Below are 25,543 nucleotides of genomic sequence, written 5' to 3'. Positions count from 1 at the left end.
TAAGGTTCACTCACCCCATGCGTCCAGCACTCGAGTCCTACCGACACATCGCGTCCGGCAAGGTCCGCGACATCTACGAGATCGACGAACAGACGCTGTTGCTGGTCACCTCCGACCGGATCTCGGCGTACGACTTCGTCCTGTCGACGCCGATCCCGGACAAGGGGCGGATCCTCACCGCGGCCAGCTTCTTCTGGTTCGATGCGCTCGGCGTGCCGAACCATCTCGCGGGCGGCCCAGACGACGAGCGGATCCCCGCGGACCTCGTGGGACGCTCGATGGTCGTCGAGAAGCTCCCGATGGTTCCCGTCGAGTGCGTCGCACGCGGCTACCTGACGGGGTCCGGGCTCGTCGACTACCGGGCGACCGGCTCAGTGTGCGGGGTGCCTCTGCCCGACGGGCTCGGCGAGTCGGACAAGCTGCCGGAGCCGATCTTCACGCCAGCCACCAAAGCCGCGGTCGGTGACCACGACGAGAACGTCTCGTTCGAACAGGTCGCAGCCACCGTCGGCGATGACCTGGCGCAAGCTTTGCGGCACGCGACACTCGACATCTACCGGCGGGGTTCGGATCTGGCCGCTGACCGCGGAATCATTCTGGCTGACACCAAGTTCGAGTTCGGACAGGCGGCCGACGGGTCACTCGTCCTCGCCGACGAGGTGCTGACACCCGACTCGTCCAGGTATTGGGACGCGCAGGCGTACACGCCCGGACAGGTGCAGCCGAGCTTCGACAAGCAGATCGTCCGCAACTGGCTCACCGGAGACGGTTCGGGGTGGGACAAGGCGTCGGAGCAGCAGCCGCCCGCGCTGCCTGCGGACATCGTCGAGCGGACCCGACAGCGCTACATCGAAGCCTACGAACGCATTTCGCAACTGTCTTTCGCCGACTGGGCGGACCGACTCTGATGCCGGCCGCGCCAGTGGCGAAGAAGGTCCACTCCGAGCGGATCCACCACGGGGACGTGTTCGCCGATCAGTACGAGTGGCTGCGCGACAAGTCCGACCCCGAGGTGATCGCGTACCTCGAAGGTCAGAACGCGTACACCGAGGAGCAGACCGCGGACCTCGCAGACCTGCGGGCGACGATCTTCGGCGAGATCAAAGCGCGAACCAAAGAGACCGACATGGGGTTGCCCACGCGCAGCGAAGGCTACTGGTACTTCGCGCGCACCACTGAAGGGCAGAGTTACGCCACATACTGCCGGTGCCCGATCCGCGGTGACGATGACTGGACGCCCCCAGAAGTGTCGGTCGACGCCGACCTGCCCGGTGAGGAAGTCTTCTTCGACGCCAACGACGAAGCGGCGGGCACCGAGTTCTTCAGCATGGGCGCGCTGTCGGTGTCCCACGACGGCACTCGGCTCGCGTACAGCGTCGACACCGACGGCGATGAGCGGTACACGCTGCGGTTCCGCGACCTGGGGACCGGGAAGGATCTGCCGGGCGAGGTCCGCGACACCGCGGGCGGCGCCACCTGGTCGAAGGACGGCCGGTTCGTCTTCTATCTGACGGTCGACGACGCATGGCGTCCCGACACGGTGTGGCGGCATGAGGTCGGCGCGGGCGCCGACGACGTGAAGGTGTTCCACGAGCCCGACGAGCACTTCTGGGTGGGTGTCGGATCGACGCCGAGTGACGAGTATCTGTTGATCGGCGCCGACTCGAAGCTGACGTCGGAGATGTTCGTGCTGGCCGCCGACGACCCGACCGGTGAGTTCGTCTCCGTCGCGGGCCGGACACCGGGTACCGAGTACGGAGTCGACCACGCACACATCGACGGCGACGACTACTTCCTGATCGTGCACAACGGTGAGGTCGACGGCGTCAAAGCCGTCAACTATGCGGTGGACATCGCTCCCGTCGACGACATCGCGGCGCGTCGACCGTTCATTCCGCACGATCCGGTTCGTCGCATCGAGGACGTCGACAGCTTCCGCGACTACCTGGTGCTGTCGTATCGGTCCGACGCCCTGCCGAAGCTCGCCGTCGCCGATCTGCGTGCGGTAGTGGGTGTTCCGACTGTCGACGACTTCGTCGAAGTGACGTTCGATCAAGACTTGTGTTCGCCGGGACTGGGCTCGAATCCCGAGTGGGGCACGCCCCGGCTGCGGATCGTCTACACGAGCTTCGTGGACCCGGTGGAAGCCCTCGATCTCGACGTCGCGACGGGGGAGCGGATCCTGCTTCGGCGCCAGACCGTCCTCGGCGACTACGACCCGTCCGATTATGTGGCGACCCGCGATTGGGCGACGGCCGACGACGGGACTCGCGTCCCGGTGTCCCTGGTGCGACGGCGGGACCTCGCCGACGGTCCGGCCCCGGTGCTGCTGGTCGGCTACGGCGCGTACGAGACGCCGATCGATCCCGGTTTCGCTGTGTCCCGGTTGTCGCTGCTGGACCGTGGCGTCGTCATGGCGTACGCGCATATCCGCGGCGGCGGTGAGCTCGGTCGACCGTGGTACGAGGACGGTCGGCTCATGCGCAAGCGCAACACGTTCACCGACTACATCGCGGTCGCGCGGCACCTGATCGATTCGGGCCGTACGTCGCCGCAGCAGTTGATCGCCGACGGTGGCTCGGCGGGCGGACTCCTGATGGGCGCGGTCGCAAACATGGCGCCTGAACTGTTCCGAGGTGTCCTCGCGGCGGTCCCGTTCGTCGATGCGCTGACATCGATGCTCGATCCGAGCCTGCCGTTGACCGTCACCGAATGGGACGAGTGGGGCGACCCGTACCACGACGCCGACGTGTACGAGTACATGAAGTCGTACTCGCCGTACGAGAACGTCGCCCCGCGCGACTACCCGGCGATCCTGGCGCTCGCTTCCCTCAACGACACCCGCGTGCTCTTCACCGAGGCAGCCAAATGGGTTGCGAGGCTCCAAGAGTCGACCACGTCGGGCCACCCCGTCCTACTCAAGACCGAGATGTCCGCGGGGCACGGCGGTGTCAGCGGCCGGTACAAGCAGTGGGAGGAGACGGCCTACGAACTCGCCTGGATCCTCCGCGAGTCCGGTGCCGTGACTGTCTGAGGATCGTCCAACCGAGGCCGACCAGCCCAGACAACTCCGCCGTTCTGGACCGCATAGCGGCACAGATCGGCGGAGTTGTCTGTCTAGCCCGCTGTCCTCACAACCGTGGATCCACCGGTTCGGACTCGAGGGCGAGGACGGCGAAGACGCTCCGATGTATCTCCCACAGGGGTTTGCGGTCGACGAGAGCGGCGAGCGCATCGAGACCGAGGCCGTGTTCTCGAGTCGCCATCGACCGTTTGCGCCCGAGGCTGCGTGATCGAAGGGTGTCGAGTGAATCGGTGTAGTCCGGACCGTAGATGATGCGGAGATACTCGCGTCCGCGAACCTTGAGACCCGGCTGGATCCGAGGCGATACGACGTCGGCCGGTTTGACGACCATGCCTTCGCCGCCCGCAGCGGTCAGGTCGAGCCACCACCGGGTGGCCGCGGCGCGCTCGTCCGTCGACGTCAGGTCGACGCTTCGGTGCCGAGTCCGCGTCAACAACGGGTCGTCGAGCGCACCGAGCGTCGCCATCTGCCATTCGTGCGACTGCGACGTCGCGAGCAGTCGCCCCTCTGCGGCGAGGATCGCGAACGGTGCCACCCGCACCGCCTGCGACTCTCCCGGTTCGCAGTATGCGGCGTACGCGTCGCGGAAGGCGCGGGCGTGGTCGAACCGCCGAGAGGTGCGCGCAGACAGCGCGGCGACGTCGAGCCCACGGTCGGCTGCCTGCGCGAGCGCGGCGTGCGCGGCAGGCAGCGTCGCCCTCGCCGCCGCACCGACCGACGCGTACTGCGCGGTGATGAGCGGCAAGGCCTTCGCCGACCAGGGCAGCAGTTCGCAGTCGACGACCAGCCAATCGGTGTCCAAGGCGGTGAACAGTGGGGACATCGCAGTCCTCAGCCGGTCCACGAGATCCGTCGACTCGGTGAAGAACGGTCGACCGGTCCTCGTGTAGATCGCACCGGACGACCCGTCGGAGACGCCGAAGCGGCGTCGGGCGACGTCGCTGTCCGTGGCGAGGACGGCGACAGCCCGCGACCCCATGTGCTTCTCTTCGCAGATCACCCGATCGACACCCCACCCGAGGTAGTCGTCGAACGCCTTCTCGGGATGCTCCAGGAAACCGTCGACCGTCGATGTCGACGCAGGCGACATCGTCGGCGGCAGGTAGGCAAGCCAGCGGGGATCGACGGCGAACCGGCTCATCACCTCGAGCGCCGCCGCCGCGTTCTCCTCGGGGATCTTGATCTTCCCGGCATGCGGGCTGTCGATCCACTGGGTGCCTGCGACGTCGTCGAGCCGCAGCACCGAGGGGTCGCGCGCGGGCTCCACCGGTGCGAGCGGGCGCGTCGGCGCATACCATTCCCGGTCGGCGGGCACCGAGACCAGTTCGCGCTCCGGATAGCGCAGGGCCGTCAATGATCCGCCGAAGACGACGCCGGTGTCGATGCAGATGGTGTCGTTGATCCACTCCGGAGTCGGCGTCGGAGTGTGCCCGTAGACGACGACGGCCGAACCGCGGTACTCGTCGGCCCACGGATACCGCACCGGCAGCCCGAACTCGTCGGTCTCACCGGTGGTGTCGCCGTAGAGCGCGAATGCGCGAACGCGGGCCGACGAACGGCCGTGGTAGGCCTGCGCCAATCCGGCGTGCGCCACCACCAGTCGCCCGCTGTCCAGCACATAGTGACTGATCAGCTTCTCAAGGAATGTCTGTGCACGGGACCGGAACTCAGTGTCGCCCAGTGCGTCGAACTGAGCCAACGACTCGGCGAGCCCATGCGATACGGTCACCTGCCGTCCGCGGAGCGCACGCGCCAGCTTGTCGTCGTGATTGCCTGCCACACACAGTGCGTTGCCCGCCTCCACCATCCCCATCACCAGCGCGACCACACCGGGGGTGTCGGGGCCTCGGTCGACGAGATCGCCGACGAAGACAGCCGTGCGGCCATCGGGGTGGGTTGCGTTGATCGCCCGCCTGGCATCGTCATAGGCGATCGTGTAGCCGAGGTCCACGAGCAGCGTCCGGAGTTCACCGGCGCAGCCGTGGACGTCGCCGATCACGTCGAACGGCCCGGTCAGATCGGTCCGGTCGCTCCACGAACGCTCGGTGCGCACCGTCGCCGCGTCGATCGCATCCACGCCGCGCAGGTGATGAACCTTCCGGAATCCCTCTTTGCGCAGCTTCTTCAACGACCGCTGCAGGTCCGCATGCTGACGCCGGATCACCGCTGCGCCGAAGTCGCGGTCGTCCCGAGCCAGGGTGCGCTCGACTGCGATCTCTTGTGGCACGTCGAGGACCACGGCATCGACGAGGACGTCGTTGTCCTTGGCGACCTTGATAAACGATGCGCGCGCGGTCCGCTGAACGTTCGTCGCGTCGACGACGGTCAGCAGTCCCCGTCGCAGTCGGATGCCGACGAGGTGGTGCAGAAGATCGAAAGCGTCCGGGGTCGCCGCGAGGTCGTTCTCGTCGTCGGCGACCATCGCACGGCAGGTGTCGCTCGACACGACCTGTGTCGGTCCGAACAACCGTCGTGCGAACGTCGACTTGCCTGCGCCGGACGTCCCGACGAGAAGGACGAGCCCTTTCTCCGGAACACCGATCTGAAATGTGTCAGCCACGAGTGAACACCGCCATCTGCGTCGGCGAGCCGTACGTTTCGTCGGTGTCCCCGACTCCGACGAAACGTGTCCGGTAGCCGTGGTAGTCCGCGACTCGGTCTGCCCACGACGCGAACTCCGTACGCGTCCACTCGAACCGGTGATCGGGGTGCCGCATGCCGACGAGGGCGGGGTACAGCACGTTGTATTCGCTGTTCGGTGTCGTCACGAGCACGGTGTCGGGGCGCGCTTGAGCGAACACGACGTGCTCGAGTGCCTCCAGACGTGCGGTGTCCAGGTGTTCGATTACCTCCATGAGGACGGCCACGTCGAACCCCTCGATCCGCGGATCGAGGTAGGTGAGCGCCGACTGGAACAACTCCAGTCGCGCCGACTGGTGCTCGGTCAACTCGTCGACGTGGAGTCGGTCCGCTGCTCGGCGGAGCTCACGAGTCGAGACGTCGCATCCTGCGATGCGTCCGATGCCGGTGCTGCGAACCACCTTCGACAGGAACTGGCCCGAACCGCACCCGAGGTCGATCACCGACGTCGGACGCAGGTTCTCGATCTCGGCGAGCACGGCTTCGTGGCGTCGAACGTTCAACGTCGGATTCCGCGGCGCTGCATCGTCGTCCCGGATGGTCGCGTCGACGTCGTCGAGTTCGGCGAGCCGCGCACGAGCGACCGCATCGAGGCCGCCCGTGCGCGCCAGATAGCGGTCGACGATCGTGTCCCGGTCGGGGTGAGTCTGGAGCCAGTCGCCGCCGGCCGAGATGAGCTTGTCCACCTCCGCCGTGGTCTGCCAGTAGTGCTTAGCCGAGTCGAATACCGGAAGCAGCACATACAGCTGGTTGAGGGCGTCGGCCAGTCGCAGCTCACCGCGGAGCGTCACGTCGAAGTACCGGGAGTCTCCCCACTCGGGAAACGCATCGTCCAGCGGAATCGGTGTGGCATCGACCTGCCAGCCGAGGGGAGTGAAGAGCCGATCGATGAATGTGCGGCCGTCTCGGCAGCCCATCGCGCGGATGGTGATCTCGAGGTCGATCGCCGAGTCTGCGAGCTCCTGGCGGGAGTCGCAGCGTCCGGTGCGGGCGGTGCTGAAGATCTTGCCGAGAGCCACCGCCAACAGTGACGACGCCGCGTACGGGCGATCGTTCACGTACTGGCCGAGAGCGAAGTCCGGTGACCGCTTTCCTCGCGAGCGGGCGAGCGCTATCGGATCGACCTCGAGCATGAGTGCCGCCGTGCACCGCTGCGGTGTCGCCTCCGGGTAGAAGACCGTCGCAGTCCCGGTCGGCTCGGCGAACTCCTGGACTCGATCGGGATGCTTGTGCAGCAGGTAGCCGAGGTCGGTTGCCGGTAGGTGAGTGGTCGAGACGGTCAGCAGCACCCGATCAGTCAAACATCGGAAGCACCGGACGTCCAGGCGATTTCGCTCGCACAGACGACTGTGCCCCGCTGCTAGTCACAGCGGGGCACAGTCGGTGGATGCTTGGACGTGTCAGTGCACCATGACCGGGGCAGCCTCGACGCCCTCGGTAGGTGCGATCTTCTTGCGGGGCAGGAAGATCGCCGGGATGATCGTCAGTGCGACGAGGACGGTGCTGACGATGAACGTCGTCGCGAACGCCGACGCGGCGTCGTCGAAGCCGAGGTCGAGCACGCCTTGCGGGATGTTCGCAGGAACCCGGTCGGGTGCGACGTGGGACGTGATCGCCAAGCCTGCGCCTGCCGACAACAGTCCGGTGTAGATGACCGTGATCACCGACGAACCGATCGACGACGCGGTCTGCTGGACGACGTTCACCAGGGTGGAGCCGTCGTTGACCTGCTCGGGCTTCAGCGTGGCGAGGGCAGCCGACATGATCGGCATCATCGTCATGCCCATACCGAGTCCCTGGATGAACAGCGCGCCGCACAGGTACAGGTACGACGTGTCGGGGCCAAGGAAGACGAACGCGCCGACACCGATGACGAGCAGCACGAGGCCGCCGAGCACGAACTTGCCCGGACCCATCTTGTCGGTCATCTTGCCCGCGATCGGCATGGTCAGGATTGCGCCGAGCCCCTGCGGCGCCAGCAGCAGGCCGGCGATCAGGGTGGTCTCGCCGCGGACCCCGATGAAGTACTGCGGGTAGAGCAGCGACGACCCGAAGAACGCGATCATGAACGTGACCATCGTGAGCACTGAGACCAGCATGGTGCGGTTCTTGAACAGTCGCAGGTCGAGCAACGGGTTCTTGGAGCGCAGCGCGTGGAAGACGAAGGCGACGATGAGCAGGGCGCCGATGATCATCGGGATGTACACCTTGGGTGCGCCGAACGTCTGCTCCTCAGCGCTCGAGGAGACACCGAACAGGAACAGGGCGAGGCCGGGCGACAGCAGCAGCAGACCGATGCCGTCGATCGACGGGCGGACGGTGTCCTTGTCGGTCGGCAGAGCGAACCACGCGTAGACGATGGCGATGATGCCGATCGGGATGTTGATCAGGAAGACCCAGTGCCAGGAGGCGACCTCGATGAGCCAGCCGCCGAGGATCGGGCCCGCGATCGGACCGAGGAGCATCGGGATGCCGAGGACGGCCATGACCGAACCGACGCGAGCCGGGCCGGCTGCGCGAGTCATGATCATCATGCCGATCGGCATGAGCAGGCCGCCGCCGAGACCCTGGATGACGCGGAACGTGACCAGGGTGCCGATGCTGGTGGCCATCGCGCACAGCACCGAGCCGATCAGGAACAGGACCAGCGACACGAGGTAGACGTTGCGGGTGCCAAATCTGGATGCCGCCCAGCTCGCGATCGGAATCACCGCGGCCAGCGCCAGGGTGTACCCGGTCATCGACCATGCGACGCTGGCGGGCGAGGACGAGAACTCCTCCGCGAAGGTGTTCTGTGCGACACCGACGACGGTCACGTCGAGGATCGACATGATCGCGCCGAGGACGACCACACCGGCGACGATGAACACATCGCGGCCGAGTTTGTCCGGCGCAGGGGCCGAGACGGATGAAGTCATGAGGTCACTTTCTCTGGTGAGAGGTGGGTGAGAACGTCGGACAGAGTGTTGCGGAAGGTGTTCCGCAAATCCTCTGGCAGTGTGGCGACCACGTCGGTCAGATCGTCCGCGTGCTGGGTGAACTGTTCGTCCAACAGTGCGCGGCCCTTGTCGGTGAGTGACAGGCGCTTCACCCGTCGATCCTCCTGGTCTTCTCGTCGATCGACGAGTTCGAGCCCGACCAGCCGGTCGGCACCGCGACCGGCCGCCGCGAGCGACAGTCCGACGGCGTCGGCCAGCGTGTTCACTGAGACGGCTTCGTTCTCCCGATGTAGGACGAAGAGCATGCGTAGCTGGGACAGGGTCATGTCCGTCGCCGCGAGCGAATCCGCAGTGCGGGCGCTCTGTTGGCATGCGAGGGTGTCGAGGAAACGAAACAGGACAGCGCTCGTCGCACTCACTGATTCGTCGATGTCATTGATCGCAGGCACCTGAGAGAACTTACGGGCACGCAACTATTGCTGCAACACAATTAGCCGTGAGGTTACTCACGCTGATTACTGTGTGGGGTATGAGTCACTCCAACATCAAGTCCATCCCGGTCAACGCTCTCGACGGAACTCCGTTTAACCTCAGCGACCTGCCCGGACCGCTCCTCGTAGTCAATGTCGCGTCCAAGTGCGGGCTCACTCCGCAGTACACCGCGCTCGAGCAACTGCAGAAGGACTACGGCCCGAAGGGCCTCACCGTCGTCGGTATGCCGTGCAACCAGTTCATGGGCCAGGAGCCCGGAACGGCCGACGAGATCGCCACCTTCTGCTCCACCACGTACGGAGTCAGCTTCCCGCTGCTGGAGAAGGCCGACGTCAACGGCGAGCACCGGCACCCGCTGTACGCAGCCCTCACCGAGACGCCCGACGCCGACGGCGAGGCAGGCGACATCCAGTGGAACTTCGAGAAGTTCCTTGTCTCCTCCGACGGCGGGGCCATCGCTCGGTTCCGCCCGCGCACCGAGCCCGACGCACCCGAAGTGGTGTCGGCGATCGAAGCCGCGCTCTGACTCGCCGCCCGCGGCCGGTGAAAGGCCTGCGGCCGGGTACGATACGGCCGTAGGACTTTCTCACCGAAGGAGCGGTTGCCTGATGGCACGTGTAGTGGTCGATGTCATGCCCAAGGCCGAGATCCTGGATCCGCAGGGGCAGGCGATCGTCGGCGCGCTGGGGCGTCTCGGATTCGCCGGCGTCGCAGACGTCCGGCAGGGTAAGCGGTTCGAGTTGGAGGTCGACGACGCGGTCAGCGACACCGACCTCGAGCGCATCGCCGAAGATCTCCTGACCAACACGGTCATCGAGAACTTCACCGTCTCCCGCGCGGCGGAGTGACGGCGGATATGACCGCACGTATCGGAGTCATCACCTTTCCCGGCACCCTCGACGACGTCGACGCGGTGCGCGCGGTTCGCCTCGCGGGCGGCGAACCCGTCGAACTGTGGCACGGCGACGCCGACCTGAAGGGCGTCGACGCCATCGTCGTCCCCGGCGGCTTCTCGTACGGCGACTACCTGCGAACCGGGGCCATCGCCAAGTTCGCCCCCGTGATGGGTGAGGTCGTCGCCGCGGCCACGAACGGCATGCCGGTCCTCGGGATCTGCAACGGCTTCCAGATCCTGTGCGAAGCCGGCCTGCTGCCGGGCGCGCTCACCCGCAACCTGGGACTGCACTTCGTGTGCCGCGACCAGTGGCTGCGCGTCGAGTCGAACGTGACCGCATGGACGAGCCGCTTCGACGCGGGCGCCGAGATCCTGATTCCGCTCAAGTCGGGGGAGGGGCGCTATGTCGCGTCCGACGAGACCCTCAAGGAACTGCAGGACGAGGGGCGCATCGTGTTCACCTACGCGGGCGACAACCCGAACGGCTCGCAACTCGACATCGCCGGAATCTCGAGCGCAAACGGTCGCGTCGTCGGCCTCATGCCGCACCCGGAGCATTCGATCGAGGCGCTGACCGGGCCGTCCGACGACGGTCTCGGGCTCTTCTACTCGGCACTCGACGCGGTCGTCGCCGCCGTCTGATCGGTATGACGACGACGGCGAGTGCGGTCGGGCTCGGCGAGTTCATCGACTCCTCGCCGTCGCCGTTCCATGTGTGTGCGACGGTCGCGGCGACGCTCGATGACGCCGGCTACACGCGAGTCTTCGAGGACCGTCCGTGGTCCGGTGACGCTCGGCGCGGCTACGTGGTGCGCGGCGGATCGATCATCGCGTGGGATGCGTCCGTCGTCGACTCGTTCCGGCAGCCGGGAAACCTGCCGTTCCGTATCGTCGGCGGTCACACCGACAGTCCCAATCTTCGTCTCAAGCAGTATCCGGACCGTCGTGCCGCCGGACTGTCGACAGTCGCGTTGGAGCCGTACGGAGGAGCCTGGCTGAACTCGTGGCTCGACCGCGACCTCGGACTCTCCGGACGGATCGCCTACGCCGACGGCGCGTCCGTCGCGCACACGCTCGTCGAGATCGACGAACCGATCCTGCGTGTTCCGCAACTCGCGATTCATTTGTCCGAGGACCGCAAAGGCGTACATCTCGACCCGCAGCGGCACGTCGACGCGCTGTGGAGCCTGGACGAGACGGCCTCGATCATGACGGCCGTCGCCGAGCGCGCAGGAGTCGATCCGGCCGCCGTCCTGGGCTGGGAGCTCATGGCGCACGACGTGACACCGTCACGCATCATCGGCGGTGCAGGAGAGTTCCTCAGCGCACCGCGACTGGACAACCAGGGCACCTGCTATTCGGGCCTGCGGGCGCTCCTCGACGCACAGCGGAGCGACACCGTCGCCGTGCTCGCGCTGTTCGACCATGAAGAAGTCGGGTCGGGCTCCGAACGCGGGGCCTCCAGCGATTTCCTCGTCACCGTGTTGGAACGGCTCGTGGCCGTGAACGGCGGCGGTCGGGATGAGTTCCTGCAGGTCATGGCCGCCAGTGTCTGCGCATCCGGCGACATGGCGCACGCCACGCACCCCAACTATCCGGACCGGCACGAGCACGGCCACCGCATCGCAGTGAACGGCGGACCGGTCCTCAAGGTGAATCAGAATCTTCGGTACGCCTCGGATGCGACGGGCGAAGCTGAGTTCGCGATGGCGTGCCGTGACGCCGACGTCCCGTTGCAGCGGTACGTGCACCGCGCCGACCTGCCGTGCGGTTCGACGATCGGTCCGCTCACCGCGACGCGCACCGGACTGCTGACCGTCGACGTCGGCGCTCCACAGCTCGCCATGCACAGCTGCCGTGAACTCATGGGCGTCGACGACGTCGTCATGTACTCGAAGGCCCTGCGCGCCTTCTTTGAGCGTCCTTCTCGCTGATCAGACAGAGCTGTTCGACCTATCTTGCGTCGTAGGCTTCGCGCGCCTTCTCGACGTCGGGGAGACGACCTTCGACGAGGTCGATCAGCCCGTCCAGTCGCTCCGCGACATCGGCTCCGAGCTCAGTGAGCGAGTATTCGACTCGCGGCGGAATAGCTTGCAGCACTTCGCGAACGACGAAGCCGTCCCGTTCGAGTGACTGCAGGGTCGACGACAGCATTCGTTCGCTGACACCGTCGACGCGACGTCGGAGAGCGCTGAAACGAAGCTCGCCCTCACGCAGTGCCACCAGGGCGAGCAGGCCCCACCTGCTCGTCGCGTCCTGCAACACACCGCGCGACGCGCAGGCGCGTGAGAACACGTCCGGCTCCAACGTCGGGTCGACGTCGTCGGACGGGGCTGAGGCTGTCATGTCCGCCATCTTACACCTACGATTGTGCGCGTGCTGATCAAATCACTTGCACTATCAAAATAGTAAGTGCACGATTGTGGGGATAACTCAACCGATCGTAGGAGAACCTCATGACCACTTATGCAGTCACTGGCGCCACGGGCGGCCTCGGCGGTGCGGCGATCGCCGCACTCATCGCCCGCGGCGTCTCCCTGAGCGACATCGTCGCGATCGCACGCGACGAGGCGAAGGCGGCTCCGCTCGCGGAGTCCGGCGTCACCGTCCGCATCGCCGACTACGAGCAGCTTGAGACCCTGGTCGCGGCCCTGGCCGGAGTGGACCGGCTCCTTCTCGTCTCGGGGTCGGAGGTGGGGCGGCGCACCCCGCAGCACCGCAATGTCGTCGACGCGGCGAAGACGGCAGGAGTTGGTTTCATCGCGTACACGAGCCTGCTCGGCGCGGATACGTCGCCGCTGCTCCTGGCCGACGAACACCGGGACACCGAGGCGTACCTCGCCGAGAGCGGTGTCGATCACGCGATCCTGCGTAACGGCTGGTACTCGGAGAACTATGCGGCGTCCGCTGCAGCAGCGGTCGAGGGTGGCGTCTTCTACGGATCGGCGGGCACGGCGACCGTGGCGCCTGCCGCGCGTGCCGACTTTGCGGACGCGGCCGCCGCAGCCATCATCGCGCCGGAGACCGGCCGCGTGTACGAGCTCGCCGGATCCCGGCATCTGACATACGCCGACATCGCCGCGGTGTTCGGCGAGATCGCCGGCACGACCGTTCGTTACCAGGACCTTCCGGCCGCCGACTACAAGGCGGCGTTGCTCGCCGCAGGCCTCCCCGAGGAGGCGGCGGAGATCGTGTCTGATTCGGACGCGGGCGCGGCCGCAGGCGCACTCGACTCGTCGTCGACCGAATTGGACGATCTGCGGGGCGGAGCCGCGCAGACGCCGTTCGCCGACGTGATCCGGGCGGCGAGCGCTATCTGAGCACGCTGAGCGTCGAGCCCTGGACGAGGACGATGCGGCCGTCGATGACGGACGCGTCACCGTTGATCGGGAATGTCCACGCCTGGTCGCCGGTGGACGGACGGAATGCCGTCAGCTGACTTCCGTTGCCGAAGACCGCGACCTCGTCGGAGGCTCCGACGCACGACAGCATGTCGATATCAGCCTCCGGATGGCCAAGCGCGGGCTCGGGGAGTTCGCCGACCCGCGCGCCGTCGGCGAGCGTGAAGAACACGCGCGAGCGGTCCTTCCGGGCGAACGACACCTGTGGACCGCACGGGCGGGTGTGGACCTTCGAGAGTTCGGCGTCCGCCACCTCCCAGACAGCGCGGCCGGTTCCCGGGTCGAGGATCTGGTAGCGGCCGTGCGACTCGAGGACGGTGTCGCCCGCCGCGGTCACGACGGGCAGCGTCGACGGGCCGGGCACCACCTGCAAGCCGTCGGCACTCCGGGTCCGATCGGGGTCGACGACACCGTCGGAGACGCGATAGAAGTCGAGGGTGGTGGTGCCGTCGTGGCTGCGCGAGACGACGAGGCCGGTCGGATATGTCGTCACCTCGCAGTCCTGGCAGGCGACGACGTCCTCGCCGGTCGCCGGGTCGAGCACGAACCGAGCCCCGTCCGAGGTCGTGACGACGAGGACGCCGTCGGAGACGGCCGGCGTCGCCGACGATGCGAAGGTGCGGCTCCATTGTTCGTCGCCCGACGGGGAGCGGCGGGACACCCCGTACCCGCTGTCGTTCACGTGGATGTAGTCGGCGCCGATGCCGACGAGGTCGGCCGTGTCCGAGCCACGCGACGCCGGCTCCAAATGTCCGGATTCGCGGTCGACGAGGAAGAAGCCGTTGTCGGGTCCGTCGGTCCGGGTCCGCACCGCGCAGCCGATGTCCCCCGACTCGTCGAACGCGCACGCGCCGAATCCGGCGTTGACGGGGGCGTCCCACCGAGACGCGCCGGTGTCGGCGTCGACGAGCACATACACCCGTCGGATGCCCGCAGTATAGGAGACGAGCCAGTCGTCGCCCGAGGTGTCGGCGACCTCGATGTCCCCGTCGCCGGTGAGCCCGGGCAGCGACTGCTCGTCGAGGGTCCATGCCGTCTCCGGCGCCGATGCGTAGCCGTGCAGAACGCCGTGACCTCCGGCGATCTCGTCCTCGGCCGGCTGACCCAGGACGAGGCCCGCAGTGATCACGAGGGCGGCCGAGCCGAGGGCGGCGACGGTGCCCATGCCGAGCGGGAGGAGGCGGGAACGGGTCTGGATCGGCATACGGTCAGTCAATCACGCGGTCGCGCCGCGGGCGCGCAGGAGAAGCGTCATTTGTCCGACCTCGTCGCCCTGCTCGGTGATCATCGACAGCGCCAGCCGTCGGGTCGGCGCCGACGCGGTATCGGAGTTCTGAGCGGCCGTCGCCATCTCGATGCCGCCACGGTGGTGCCGCACCATCAGTTGCAGAAACAGGACCTCCGCGGCGGTGCCCCGCGCATCCGACAGTCGCGCGAGCTCGTCGGTGCTCGCCAGTCCCGGCATCGGCGGCTCGTCGTCGTCGACGGTCGTCTGCTCATGATCGTGGTCGCCGGGATGCATCCACGCCATGGGCCGGTCCGAGGTTGGCGGGAGACCGAACCAGTCGAGCCATCCGCGCATGGTCGCCGCTTCGGCGGCCTGCGTCGCGGCGATTCGGTCGGCAAGCCCCTTGACCTCCGGTGCGACGTCGGCGTTCACGGTGTTCGCGATCAGGATCGCCTGATCGTGGTGCACGCTCATGTCCTGGGCGAACCCGATGTCGACGGCGTTCGGTTCGTGGGAGTTCTCTTCGGCGCGATGGTTCTCCCAGGCGATGCCGCCGAAAAGGCCTGCAGCTGCCATGACGAGCGCCAGCAGGACGGCGCACGCGATCGTGGACGCACGTGTCATCCCGAGACGGACTCTTGATCTGCGGGCGGGGTGTAAACGGACGGACTCAACCGCAACGCGTAGAACCCGCCGTCGGAGCACGTAGTCCACAGTTGGCTGCCGTGGAACTCGGGCGGCGAGAAACACCAGTCGGTGGACATGTCGCCGCCGACGACCATGCCCGAGCGTGGCCCGAGCGCGTCGTTGAGCTTGGCCTTGCCGTTGACGATCGACATGCCCAGACTCAGGAATTCGATCGCGGGAACGCCGATGATCGAGCTGAGGACGTGCCCCGAGTTCGGCAGGTCTGCGATGGTCGAGTTCTTCTGCGCGGGCGGGTTGAAGTAGGCGATCTCTCGGATCTTCGTCAGATCGCGGATGTCGAAGACGCGGATTCCCGACGACTCCCAGGAGCAGGCGAGCGTCGTCGGGTCGTCGGGGCGGTCGGCAGCGCAGTAGTGCGGGTTGCTGCTGAAGAGACTGTTGCCCATCGAGTCGCGAAGATTCGAGTCGAGATTCTCCGGGAGGTTGATCTCCAGTTTGATCTGCGCGGCGTATTTCGGTTTGTTCACCCTCGTCACGTCGAACACCTTGACGCCGCCCGACCCGCCTTCGTCTGCGGTGATGATGTGCGGCCGACCGTCGTACGTCACCGGAATCGAATGCTGATTGAGCTGGCCGTCCGGCCACAGATAGGCCGCCAGATGTCTGACCTGCGGGAAGCGCGCTCGGCGTTGCACGGAGCTGATGTCGAGGACCGTCACGCCCGCCATGTTGGACAGGTACATCCGGTTCCCGTCCGGGGAGATGCCGAAACCGTGGCCGAGGAAACTGTGCAATCCCTGCCAGATGACGCGCGGCGACGACGGGTTGGAGACGTCGATGGCGCTGAGATGCCCGGGGAAGACCCCGGACGCCCAGTAGGTGCGGCCGTCGGGCGACCAGCCGCCCTCGTGTGAGGTGAACGGCAGCGGTGTCGCCGTCCCCGCGCCGTGGTTCAGCAGGCGGGGGTGTTCACAGTCGGAGATGTCGTAGACGGCGAAATACCCGCCGCCCCACAGCAGTGGAACCGAGGTTGCGGCGAGGAGCTTCCGCTTCTTGTTGACCTTGAGCGTCTCCCAAGTGCCGCCGCGCATCGCGGGCGCAGTCAGGGAGTCGACGACCTTCGGCGCACTCGGATCGGCGACGTCGACCACCTGCACGCCGGGTTGGCGGACGAGGTTGTTCCCCGGGAACAGGCTGCCCGTGTAGCTGCAGTGATCGTATGTCGCAGACACGATCCCGCCGCCCGCACCGCGCACGTTGCCGACCTGCGTGAGGTTGCAGTCGTACCCTCGCCGCGAGCGGCCCGAGTTGCGGTCCTCGGCGGTGACCTGGCCCTGCAGGGCGCGTTCGGGGCGCGATCCCGCGCCGCACTCGGCCCGTGGAACGGCGACGTCGGAGATGTCTCCGAAGAAGTGGTTGGCGGCGTTCGCGGCGGGCGCGACCGCCGTCGAACCGACTAATGCGATCACTGATCCGATCGCGATGACGGCGGCGAAACGCCCCTTGGAAGTCCGTGCACGCGCCATGGCCAGTCCCCGCAGTCCGGATGATTATGGTGTGCCGCAAAGTAACACGCAGAACTCGTGGTCCGCGGCCTGTTCAGGGAAATCCGGTCGCGCTGCCGCTGCGTTGAGTGACGTTCGCTCACGGCGTAGACGGCCGGGAACATCATTCCTGCGTGCAGCGTTGTCAACCTCAGACCCCCATCGTGGTCGACGGCATCCGCCCGAGACCGGAGTAATGCGCGGTCGGCTCGCTGCGACCACTAGAGTGGACGTAGGGCTGGTCGTCATACTCTGCCGCGGCTGCGCGGCAACGACCGGGGCGCAAGCTATCGAGGGAGAACAATGTTCGAACGGTTCACCGACCGCGCACGCCGGGTTGTCGTCCTGGCGCAAGAAGAAGCGCGGATGCTCAACCACAACTACATCGGCACCGAGCACATCCTGTTGGGCCTCATCCATGAGGGTGAAGGCGTGGCAGCGAAGGCGCTCGAGTCGCTCGGCATCTCGCTCGAGGCCGTGCGCAGTCAGGTGGAGGAGATCATCGGCCAGGGCCAGCAGGCTCCGTCCGGTCACATCCCGTTCACCCCGCGCGCCAAGAAGGTCCTCGAGCTGAGCCTGCGTGAGGCGCTGCAGTTGGGCCACAACTACATCGGCACCGAGCACATCCTGCTCGGCCTGATCCGCGAGGGCGAAGGCGTCGCCGCGCAGGTGCTCGTCAAGCTGGGCGCCGACCTCAACCGGGTCCGTCAGCAGGTTATCCAGCTGCTGTCGGGATACCAGGGCAAGGAGCCGGAGACGGCGGGCACCGGCGGACGTTCGTCCGACTCGGGCACTCCGTCGACGTCCCTGGTCCTCGATCAGTTCGGCCGAAACCTCACGACCGCGGCGTCGGAGGGCAAGCTCGACCCCGTCATCGGGCGCGAGAAAGAGGTCGAGCGGATCATGCAGGTCCTCTCGCGTCGTACCAAGAACAACCCGGTCCTCATCGGTGAGCCGGGCGTCGGCAAGACCGCCGTCGTCGAAGGTCTCGCGCAGGCGATCGTCGCGGGCAACGTCCCGGAGACACTCAAGGACAAGCAGCTGTACACGCTCGACCTGGGTTCGCTGGTCGCTGGCAGCCGGTACCGCGGCGACTTCGAGGAGCGCCTCAAGAAGGTCCTCAAGGAGATCAATACCCGCGGCGACATCATCCTGTTCATCGATGAGCTGCATCAGCTCGTCGGTGCGGGCGCGGCCGAGGGCGCGATCGACGCTGCCAGCATCTTGAAGCCGAAGCTGGCTCGCGGCGAATTGCAGACCATCGGAGCCACCACGCTCGACGAGTACCGCAAGTACATCGAGAAGGATGCGGCGCTGGAGCGTCGTTTCCAGCCGGTCCAGGTCGGTGAACCGTCGGTCGAGCACACCATCGAGATCCTCAAGGGTCTCCGCGACCGCTACGAGCAGCACCACAAGGTGTCCATCACCGACGGTGCGCTCGCCGCTGCCGCATCGCTGGCCGACCGGTACATCAACGACCGGTTCCTGCCGGACAAGGCGATCGACCTCATCGACGAGGCGGGCGCGCGCATGCGCATCCGTCGGATGACCGCTCCGCCAGACCTGCGCGAGTTCGACGATCGCATCGCCGACGCGCGCAAGGAGAAGGAGTCGGCGATCGACGCGCAGGACTTCGAGCAGGCAGCCAGCCTTCGCGACAAGGAGAAGAAGCTCGTCGCCGAGCGCGCCGAGCGCGAGAAGCAGTGGCGTGCGGGCGACCTCGACGTCGTCGCTGAGGTCGACGACGAGCAGATCGCCGAGGTCCTGGGCAACTGGACCGGTATCCCCGTCTTCAAACTCACCGAGGAGGAGACCAAGCGTCTGCTCCGCATGGAGGACGAGGTGCACAAGCGGATCATCGGCCAGGAGGACGCCGTCAAGGCCGTCTCGAAGGCGATCCGTCGCACGCGCGCCGGTCTGAAGGACCCGAAGCGTCCGTCGGGCTCGTTCATCTTCGCCGGCCCGTCGGGTGTCGGTAAGACCGAGCTGTCGAAGGCGCTGGCGAACTTCCTGTTCGGCGACGACGACGCGCTCATTCAGATCGACATGGGCGAGTTCCACGACCGGTTCACCGCGTCGCGTCTGTTCGGCGCCCCTCCGGGATACGTCGGCTACGACGAGGGCGGGCAGCTGACCGAGAAAGTCCGCCGCAAGCCGTTCTCGGTGGTCCTGTTCGACGAGATCGAGAAGGCGCACCCGGAGATCTACAACACGCTGTTGCAGGTTCTCGAGGACGGTCGTCTCACCGACGGCCAGGGGCGCACGGTCGACTTCAAGAACACGGTGCTGATCTTCACGTCCAACCTCGGCACCGGCGACATCTCGAAGGCCGTCGGCATGGGCTTCAGCAACGACGACGGCAGCGGCAACAACTACGAGCGGATGAAGCAGAAGGTCAACGACGAGCTGAAGAAGCACTTCCGCCCCGAGTTCCTGAACCGCATCGACGACGTGATCGTGTTCCACCAGCTGAAGCGGGACGAGATCCTGCAGATGGTCGATCTGATGATCGCCCGTGTCGAGACGCAGCTGAAGAACAAGGACATGGCGATCGAGGTGACCGAGAAGGCCAAGAGTCTGCTCGCCAAGCGTGGTTTCGATCCGGTGTTGGGTGCGCGTCCGCTGCGTCGCACCATCCAGCGCGAGATCGAGGACCAGCTCTCCGAGAAGATCCTGTTCGAGGAGGTCAAGGCGGGCCAGATCATCCTGGTCGACGTCGAGAACTGGGACGGGGAAGGGGACGGCGAGGACGCCAACTTCACCTTCACCGGTTCGGAGAAGCCGCGCGACATCCCGGACGACGCGGTCGAGCTGACCAAGTCGGTCGGCTCCGGCGACGACGCCTAGGCGATCTGACTCGGTAGCGATCTACGACGAACGGCCGACGGGTACATCCCGTCGGCCGTTCGTCGTGTCCGGCCGGCGGGGCTGGCAGTGTCCCGAACAAATGACGGCGATCTGTGTGGACGACCGTTCGTATGTTTAGGATTCACTTGCGAAAGATCCGGCCTATCCGGCCGATCGTGATCAACGAGTCGGGAGACGAACCATGACATACGGACCGCCGAACCAGCTGCCGCCCAATTTCGGGCAGCAGCCGCCGTTTCCCGGTGCGCCTGTGACGGCAGGACAGAACGGGAAGCCGTCCGTGCAACGGGCGATCCTCGCCCCGACGGCCGCGCCGAACAAGAAGAGTCTGCTGGTCGGTGTCGGTGCCGCAGTCGTCGGCGCTCTGCTGATCATCTTCAGCTTCCTGAACTGGTTGTCGGTCAACGTGTCGTCGTCGCAGTCGATTCCGGGCGCAGGCACGATGTCGATGAACATGGAATTGTCGGTCAACGGTGTCGGCAGCTATGCGACCGACGTCGACGTCGACCTGCCTGATGGCATACCGGACTCCATCGCGGACGACGTGAGGACGAGTGCCGACGAAGGATTCGCGGAAGGCGCAGACGACGGACCGGGCTCGCCCGCTGTCTGGACGATCATCTTCGGCGTCCTGCTCATCATCGGTGGTGCGTTGATCGCGGCTCGTCGGTTCCCCGGTATCGGGTCGATCATCGTCGCCGTCGCGGGTCTGGCGACGACGCTCGCGACGATCGTGTTCGTCGCCGACCCGCTCGGCGCGTTCGGCGGAGACATGGGCGACATGGACGGCGGCGGAGCTGAAGCCAGCGCCGGTTACGGCTTGTGGCTGATCCTGGTGTTCTCCCTGGTCGCTCTCGTGGTGGGGGCGCTCGCTGTGCTCATGACGGTGGCTCCCGAGAAGTTCGGCACCGCGTCGCGGCCTGCCGGGCCGGGCGTCGGCGCTCCGCATCAGTTCGGCGCCCAGCAGCCGGGCTTCGGCCAGCCGCAGCCGGGTCAGCCTGCTCCGGGCCAGCCGCAGGGCGGCTTCCCGCCGGTGCCGCCGCAGGGCCCGAACTACGGTCAGCAGCCGCCGAACTACGGTCCTCCCCAGGGCTGACGTTCGGCGCGACGCCACTGATTCTCTTTTCGTCCGAGAGTTCGGACCACTCGGTGGTCTCAACTCTCGGACGAAAGTGTGTGTGGTCTCGAGTGCTGGTCGAACATCACACGCGAGAGGTCCAGCAGATTCGTGATGTTCACAGGTTCCTATGTGAAACTACAACTCATGTCCTCGTCTCGAATCCCATTGTCGCGCGTCCTGATCGTCGTCATCACGATGGCGATCGTGGCGGGCCTCGGCGTGGCGATCGCGACTGCGCGGGACGCTGACGGTGCCGCCGTCGCCGAACCGTTGATGGCGGCCAAGAACTCACCGGCCGACAAGCCCCGATACGTCGCAATGGGCAGTTCGTTCGCGTCCGGCCCGGAGTCGAACAAACGCGGTCCCAACAACTGTGGCCGCAGTCAAGACAACTACCCCAATCGGGTCGCCGACGCCCTCGGTTACCGGCTCGTCGACGTCACCTGCGCGGGGTCCACGACGTCGGAGATCCTCGGGCCGTCCAAGAGGTACCACAAGCCCGCGCAGATCGACGCCGTCACATCCGGCACGGACGTCGTCACCATCACCACCGGCGGCAATGACGTCGGTTACATCGGCCGGCTCGGCGTGCAGAGCTGTGTGAACCTGGCGATGACCGGCAAGCGTCCGTTGCGCTGCAACGCCAACCGGGTGCCGTCGCCCGCCCCGGTCACCGAATCGTTCGTCTCCGTCGAGCGCCGCATGGAGAAGATGGTGCGCGCGGTGAAAGCCCGCGCGCCCAAGGCTAAGGTCGTCTTCGTCGACTATCCGCCGGTGGTGTCCGTCGCTGACGTCGCCTGCCCGAAGCTGCCGCTGGCGCCGTGGGAGATCGTCGAAGCGGGACTCGTCGCAGACTCGTTGGCCGCAGCCACCGCGCAGGCCGCACGCGCGACCGGCTCGGTCCTCGTCCAGCCGTCCCAGGCGGGCAAGGCGCACACCGTGTGCTCGGCCGATCCTTGGCTGCAAGGCTTCCCCGGCACTCCGCCGTACCATCCGACCGAGTCGGGCAAGGACGGCGTCGCGGATCTCGTCATCAACGCGATGCGCTGAGACGCCGAACAATCCTGGAAAGAACTTCGTCCGCCGATCTGGACCACAGAGTGGAACAGATCGGCGGACGAGACGTATGCGCCGTCAGACCCGCGGACTGGGGTCCACCGACGACTCCGCGTCCTGGTCGATCGGTGCGTCGGTGACTGGGTCGTCGAGTTCGTTGACCTGGGACGGTGCGTCCGCAGCGAGGGCCGTCGCGATGTCGGCGGCACGCTGTTCGCGCGTCTCCGACAACTGGCGGTAGGCGACGACCGCAGCCGACAAGAGGAGCAGCGCGCTGATCGCGGCGATGAGCGAGCCGATCGATGTGTTGCCCCAAAAGCGCAGGGCGAGACCGAACGCGATGCCGCCGGCGGCGACGAGAGCCGACTCGAAGGGGCGCTGCTGACGCCAGTCCTCGCGCTCCCGGCCCGTCGTGATGAGGCTGACCGGGCTGCGGCGCAACGTCTCCACCAGTGCCACCGTCAGGAGGATGGTGATCAGATACGTGAAGAAGATCATCCAGAACTGGCTGAGGTTGATCCACTGACGCGTCGTGCTCATGACCTCCGACAGCACGAAGACGTGCGCCAGATAGATGCCGTACGACCGGTCCGAGCCCTTGCGCAGGATCGTGTCCGGAACCGAGCCCGGAGTCCGGCGCGACTGCCATACGGTGCCCAGGATGTACAGGATGCAGATGATCGACAGCAGCGCGAACGCGTTGTGCAGCATGAAGACGTTCGTCGCACGGAACATCTCCTCGGTGCCGGCGGCCGGATCTTCCATACCGGTCGCGATGTTCGCCTTGCGGGCGAAGTAGACCAGCGTGGTGATGATCGTGGCGAGGCCCGCGCCCACGATGAACCAGCGCCACCGCTTCATGAAGCCGGTGAACGCGTCGAAGTGGTAGGCGGCCAGGCAGCCGGCGAAGATGAAGAACTGGTACGGCAGGATCGTCACCGGCAGGTAGCGCCACAGCGCACCCAGGACGCCCGACTCGAACAACGCTGTCGGAGCGCCGCGCACCATCTGGTACATGAACCACGCTTGGATGAGCGCGCTGAGCGCCAGCAGGTAGCGGTGATAGCCCCACGTCCGTTTGATCATCCACAGGACGGCCGGGAACACCAGGTAGATCTGCATGCTCACCGACATGAAGTACAGGTGATACGCGGCATGGCCGGTGATGAGGTCGTAGCCGATGCTCTTCACTGCGAGCCCGATGTCGTGGGCACTCGAGAAGATCTGGGTGACCCCGTCGATGCCGCCGTGGTCGTAGTGCTTCTTCAACCAGTAGAAGAGCGACCAGACCAGGAACGGCAGGCCGATCAGTTTGTACCGCTTGCGCCAGAACGTCGGAGCGTGCAGTTCGCGGTTGCGGTACTGGTAGGTCAGCACGAAGCCGGTGAGCGCGAAGAAGCAGTAGCGCGTGTACCGGAGCATCAGACCGACGCCCTGCGCGACGACCGCCGTGTACGGGACCATGCCCAAGATCACGTGGTCGAGAATCACTCCGGCGAACGTGACCAGACGGACGAAGTCGATCTGGTAGAGGTGCCGGTCCTTCTTGGCGGGCTTGGCCTGTACCGGGGTCTCGACCTTCTCTTCGGTGAGGTCGCCTGCTTTATCTGACATAGGTGTAGCGGTCCGTCTCGTCCTTCGGGGCGCGCGCGGGCGCGTTTGGTGACTGTAGGCAGGCTACTCGCCCGGCGGGTGACTTTCCGCATCGCGATGGTCGGAGGACGGCGTGTTGCCGGGATTGGGGCGCTGCTTCCGATTCCCGAATCACGTCCGGGCACGCTAGACTGCTGGGACAGATGTTTCTAGTGAGGCTGGTGGGGTTAATGATGCGAGTGTCTGTCGTGCGTGGGGTCGCCGCACTCTCTGTTGCTGTCGCGGCGTGCTCGGGAGCGGGCACCGCGTTCGCCGAGCCGTCGTCGACGACGCCGCGCGTCCCGGCGACGGCGCAGTTGCCGTCCCGCATCATCTCGACCACCGCCGTCACGCCGCGCGAGGCGCTTCTCGAGGTGTACTCGGCGTCGATGGGGCGCAACATCTCGCTCACCGTGCTGCGACCGACCGACCGGGCGCGCCCGGCCCCGGTGCTGTACCTCCTCAACGGTGCGGGCGGTGGTGAGGACTCGGCCACGTGGAAGGCCAAGACTGACTACAAGGCGTTCTTCGCCGACAAGCACGTCAACGTCGTCACGCCGAACAGCGGCGCGTTCTCGTACTACACCGACTGGCAGAAGGACGATCCGGTGCTCGGCCGCAACAAGTGGCAGACGTTCCTCACCCAGGAGTTGCCGCCGCTCGTCGACAAGGCGTTCGACACCACCGGCGCCAACGCGATCGCGGGCATTTCGATGTCGGGAACGTCGGTGCTCAACCTCGCGATCGCCGCGCCCGAGCTCTACCGCTCCGTCGCCGCGTACAGCGGGTGCGCCCGCACGAGTGACCCGCTGGGGCAGGCGTACATCCGGACCGTGGTCGGCGACCGCGGCCGCGGCGACGTCACCAACATGTGGGGTCCGCTTGACGGCCCGGGCTGGAAAGAGAACGACCCGTACCTGCACGCCGACAAGCTCAAAGGCGTCAAGGTGTACATGACCAGCGGCACCGGGCTGCCCGGCCGGTACGACGTGCCGAGTGCGCGACTGATCGACGGCGACCCCGCCGTCCTCCTTGATCAGGTCCTCATGGGAGGGGCTATCGAGGCCGTGGTCAACAGCTGCACTCAGCAGATGAAGCAGGCTCTCGACAAGTCAGGCGTCGACTCGACGGTGACCACTCGACCGACCGGCACTCACTCGTGGGAGTACTGGCAGCGTGACCTGCACACGACGTGGCCGTCGATCGCGAAGGACCTCAGCGCCCCTGCCTGACGGCCTGGGGCCGGTCACTTGGGTGCCGTCAGCTGGGCGCCGTCTGCTGGGCGCCGTCTGCTGGAATGTCGGCTACTTGTCGAGGAGTAGCCGAACGGTCAGTTCCATTCGGTTCGTGACGTCGGTCGCCGAGACACGGCGGGTGAGCCATTGGACGAGGTTCGACATCCACACGTCCGAGATGACTCGGGCGATCGCCAAGTCCTGCTCCGACGGCTCGCCGGGGTCGGACGGGTCGAGGATCGCGCCGGCGAGGAGCCGGTCGATCGTGCCTGCGACGCGGTCGACCTCGGCCGTGGCCGAGGCGTCGGCGAACATGAATGCGCGCGTCATGGCCTCGGTCAGCAACGGGTCCCGCTGCATCGAGTAGGTGATCATGCTGAGCACATGACGCAGACGTTCCATCGCGTCGTCGCCCGGCAGCTGGGTTCGGTCGACGCGTCCCTCGACGCGCTCGAACTCGCGAGCCAACGCGGTCACCAGAAGGTGCACCTTGGACGGGAAGTAGCGGTAGAGCGTGCCGACGGCCACATCGGCCTTCTCAGCGACAGCACGCATCTGAACCGCGTCGTAGCCACCCTTCGATGCGAGCGCGAGCGTCGCGTCGAGGATGCGACGGCGTCGCTCCCGCTGGGCGGCCGAGCCGACCTCGGCGCCCGAAGTCGGGGTGGCGACGGGCGGCGCCGCCGGTGCGTCGTTCTCGCTCGTGGTGCTGGCCGTACCTGCCATGTGCGGCGTCCTCCTCGGATGTCGGGTGGTCGCT

At 66.5% G+C, this 25,543-nt stretch carries 21 protein-coding genes; 11 read left to right on the top strand and 10 right to left on the bottom strand.

Going from position 1 to position 25,543, the window contains the following annotated elements; translation table 11 throughout:
* Positions 1 to 17: 17 nt before the first annotated feature.
* Both L5G33_RS08680 and L5G33_RS08675 read left to right on the top strand, forming a co-directional pair.
* Positions 18 to 908 (top strand): phosphoribosylaminoimidazolesuccinocarboxamide synthase, encoded by an 891-nt coding sequence (locus tag L5G33_RS08680; RefSeq protein WP_236997774.1) that lies wholly within the window; start codon positions 18 to 20, stop codon positions 906 to 908.
* The gene (locus L5G33_RS08675) at positions 908 to 3,034 is read left to right on the top strand and encodes a S9 family peptidase (protein ID WP_236997773.1); all 2,127 of its coding nucleotides are present in this window, start codon (positions 908 to 910) and stop codon (positions 3,032 to 3,034) included. The genes L5G33_RS08680 and L5G33_RS08675 overlap by 1 nt, the downstream gene beginning before the upstream one ends.
* A gap of 97 nt (positions 3,035 to 3,131) precedes the next feature.
* Here L5G33_RS08675 and L5G33_RS08670 read toward each other — a convergent pair whose 3' ends face one another.
* From L5G33_RS08670 to L5G33_RS08655, 4 genes are all read right to left on the bottom strand, one after another.
* The gene (locus L5G33_RS08670; RefSeq protein WP_236997772.1) at positions 3,132 to 5,645 is read right to left on the bottom strand and encodes a polynucleotide kinase-phosphatase; all 2,514 of its coding nucleotides are present in this window, start codon (positions 5,643 to 5,645) and stop codon (positions 3,132 to 3,134) included.
* The gene (locus tag L5G33_RS08665; RefSeq protein ID WP_236997771.1) at positions 5,638 to 7,026 is read right to left on the bottom strand and encodes a 3' terminal RNA ribose 2'-O-methyltransferase Hen1; all 1,389 of its coding nucleotides are present in this window, start codon (positions 7,024 to 7,026) and stop codon (positions 5,638 to 5,640) included. Before L5G33_RS08665 ends, L5G33_RS08670 begins: the two co-directional genes overlap by 8 nt.
* Positions 7,027 to 7,125: 99 nt before the next feature.
* Positions 7,126 to 8,643: a DHA2 family efflux MFS transporter permease subunit gene (locus L5G33_RS08660; protein WP_236997770.1), complete on the bottom strand. Its 1,518-nt coding sequence runs from the start codon at positions 8,641 to 8,643 to the stop codon at positions 7,126 to 7,128.
* The gene (locus L5G33_RS08655) at positions 8,640 to 9,113 is read right to left on the bottom strand and encodes a MarR family winged helix-turn-helix transcriptional regulator (protein ID WP_236997769.1); all 474 of its coding nucleotides are present in this window, start codon (positions 9,111 to 9,113) and stop codon (positions 8,640 to 8,642) included. Before L5G33_RS08655 ends, L5G33_RS08660 begins: the two co-directional genes overlap by 4 nt.
* Before the next feature lie 80 nt (positions 9,114 to 9,193).
* Between L5G33_RS08655 and L5G33_RS08650 the strand changes: the two genes are divergently transcribed.
* From L5G33_RS08650 to L5G33_RS08635, 4 genes are all read left to right on the top strand, one after another.
* Positions 9,194 to 9,682: a glutathione peroxidase gene (locus tag L5G33_RS08650; protein WP_236997768.1), complete on the top strand. Its 489-nt coding sequence runs from the start codon at positions 9,194 to 9,196 to the stop codon at positions 9,680 to 9,682.
* 82 nt (positions 9,683 to 9,764) lie between these two features.
* The gene (gene purS / locus L5G33_RS08645) at positions 9,765 to 10,004 is read left to right on the top strand and encodes a phosphoribosylformylglycinamidine synthase subunit PurS (RefSeq protein ID WP_236997767.1); all 240 of its coding nucleotides are present in this window, start codon (positions 9,765 to 9,767) and stop codon (positions 10,002 to 10,004) included.
* Between the two features lie 8 nt (positions 10,005 to 10,012).
* Positions 10,013 to 10,693 (top strand): phosphoribosylformylglycinamidine synthase subunit PurQ, encoded by a 681-nt coding sequence (gene purQ, locus L5G33_RS08640; protein ID WP_236997766.1) that lies wholly within the window; start codon positions 10,013 to 10,015, stop codon positions 10,691 to 10,693.
* Positions 10,694 to 10,698: 5 nt separating this feature from the next.
* Positions 10,699 to 11,985, top strand: a complete 1,287-nt coding sequence (locus L5G33_RS08635; RefSeq protein ID WP_236997765.1) for a M18 family aminopeptidase — start codon at positions 10,699 to 10,701, stop codon at positions 11,983 to 11,985.
* Positions 11,986 to 12,004: 19 nt separating this feature from the next.
* On the opposite strand, the gene L5G33_RS08630 is transcribed toward L5G33_RS08635, so the two are convergent.
* A complete protein-coding gene (locus L5G33_RS08630) occupies positions 12,005 to 12,397 on the bottom strand; it encodes a winged helix-turn-helix transcriptional regulator (protein WP_372476875.1) in 393 nt (130 codons plus the stop codon).
* A gap of 110 nt (positions 12,398 to 12,507) precedes the next feature.
* Between L5G33_RS08630 and L5G33_RS08625 the strand changes: the two genes are divergently transcribed.
* Positions 12,508 to 13,371, top strand: coding sequence for an NAD(P)H-binding protein (locus L5G33_RS08625; RefSeq protein ID WP_236997763.1), 864 nt, complete (start codon positions 12,508 to 12,510; stop codon positions 13,369 to 13,371).
* Here L5G33_RS08625 and L5G33_RS08620 read toward each other — a convergent pair.
* From L5G33_RS08620 to L5G33_RS08610, 3 genes are read right to left on the bottom strand one after another with little or no spacing between them, the layout of a single operon-like run.
* The gene (locus L5G33_RS08620; RefSeq protein WP_236997762.1) at positions 13,364 to 14,656 is read right to left on the bottom strand and encodes an outer membrane protein assembly factor BamB family protein; all 1,293 of its coding nucleotides are present in this window, start codon (positions 14,654 to 14,656) and stop codon (positions 13,364 to 13,366) included. The genes L5G33_RS08625 and L5G33_RS08620 overlap by 8 nt on opposite strands.
* A gap of 12 nt (positions 14,657 to 14,668) precedes the next feature.
* A complete protein-coding gene (locus tag L5G33_RS08615) occupies positions 14,669 to 15,304 on the bottom strand; it encodes a DUF305 domain-containing protein (protein WP_236997761.1) in 636 nt (211 codons plus the stop codon).
* On the bottom strand, positions 15,301 to 16,854 hold the full coding sequence (locus L5G33_RS08610) for an LVIVD repeat-containing protein (RefSeq protein ID WP_236997760.1): 1,554 nt from the start codon (positions 16,852 to 16,854) through the stop codon (positions 15,301 to 15,303). The genes L5G33_RS08615 and L5G33_RS08610 overlap by 4 nt, the downstream gene beginning before the upstream one ends.
* Positions 16,855 to 17,175: 321 nt before the next feature.
* On the opposite strand from L5G33_RS08610, the gene L5G33_RS08605 reads away from it, so the two are divergent.
* The 3 genes from L5G33_RS08605 (at position 17,176) to L5G33_RS08595 (ending at position 21,910) form a co-directional block, all read left to right on the top strand.
* The gene (locus tag L5G33_RS08605; protein WP_236997759.1) at positions 17,176 to 19,719 is read left to right on the top strand and encodes an ATP-dependent Clp protease ATP-binding subunit; all 2,544 of its coding nucleotides are present in this window, start codon (positions 17,176 to 17,178) and stop codon (positions 19,717 to 19,719) included.
* Positions 19,720 to 19,921: 202 nt separating this feature from the next.
* Positions 19,922 to 20,836: a hypothetical protein gene (locus L5G33_RS08600; RefSeq protein ID WP_236997758.1), complete on the top strand. Its 915-nt coding sequence runs from the start codon at positions 19,922 to 19,924 to the stop codon at positions 20,834 to 20,836.
* A 168-nt stretch (positions 20,837 to 21,004) separates the two neighbouring features.
* Positions 21,005 to 21,910 carry an SGNH/GDSL hydrolase family protein gene (locus tag L5G33_RS08595; RefSeq protein ID WP_236997757.1) on the top strand — a complete coding sequence of 302 codons (906 nt, stop codon included), beginning with the start codon at positions 21,005 to 21,007 and terminating at the stop codon, positions 21,908 to 21,910.
* An 84-nt stretch (positions 21,911 to 21,994) separates the two neighbouring features.
* Here L5G33_RS08595 and L5G33_RS08590 read toward each other — a convergent pair whose 3' ends face one another.
* Positions 21,995 to 23,530 carry an acyltransferase gene (locus L5G33_RS08590; protein ID WP_236997756.1) on the bottom strand — a complete coding sequence of 512 codons (1,536 nt, stop codon included), beginning with the start codon at positions 23,528 to 23,530 and terminating at the stop codon, positions 21,995 to 21,997.
* A gap of 209 nt (positions 23,531 to 23,739) precedes the next feature.
* Here L5G33_RS08590 and L5G33_RS08585 point away from each other — a divergent pair, with 209 nt between their 5' ends.
* Positions 23,740 to 24,780: an alpha/beta hydrolase gene (locus L5G33_RS08585; protein WP_236997755.1), complete on the top strand. Its 1,041-nt coding sequence runs from the start codon at positions 23,740 to 23,742 to the stop codon at positions 24,778 to 24,780.
* Positions 24,781 to 24,852: 72 nt separating this feature from the next.
* Here L5G33_RS08585 and kstR read toward each other — a convergent pair whose 3' ends face one another.
* A complete protein-coding gene (gene kstR / locus L5G33_RS08580) occupies positions 24,853 to 25,509 on the bottom strand; it encodes a cholesterol catabolism transcriptional regulator KstR (protein WP_236997754.1) in 657 nt (218 codons plus the stop codon).
* Positions 25,510 to 25,543: the final 34 nt, after the last annotated feature.

It is taken from the genome of Gordonia liuliyuniae (genome assembly GCF_021738805.1).
Lineage (GTDB): Bacteria > Actinomycetota > Actinomycetes > Mycobacteriales > Mycobacteriaceae > Gordonia > Gordonia liuliyuniae.
This window is presented reverse-complemented; position numbering and strand designations above follow the sequence as displayed.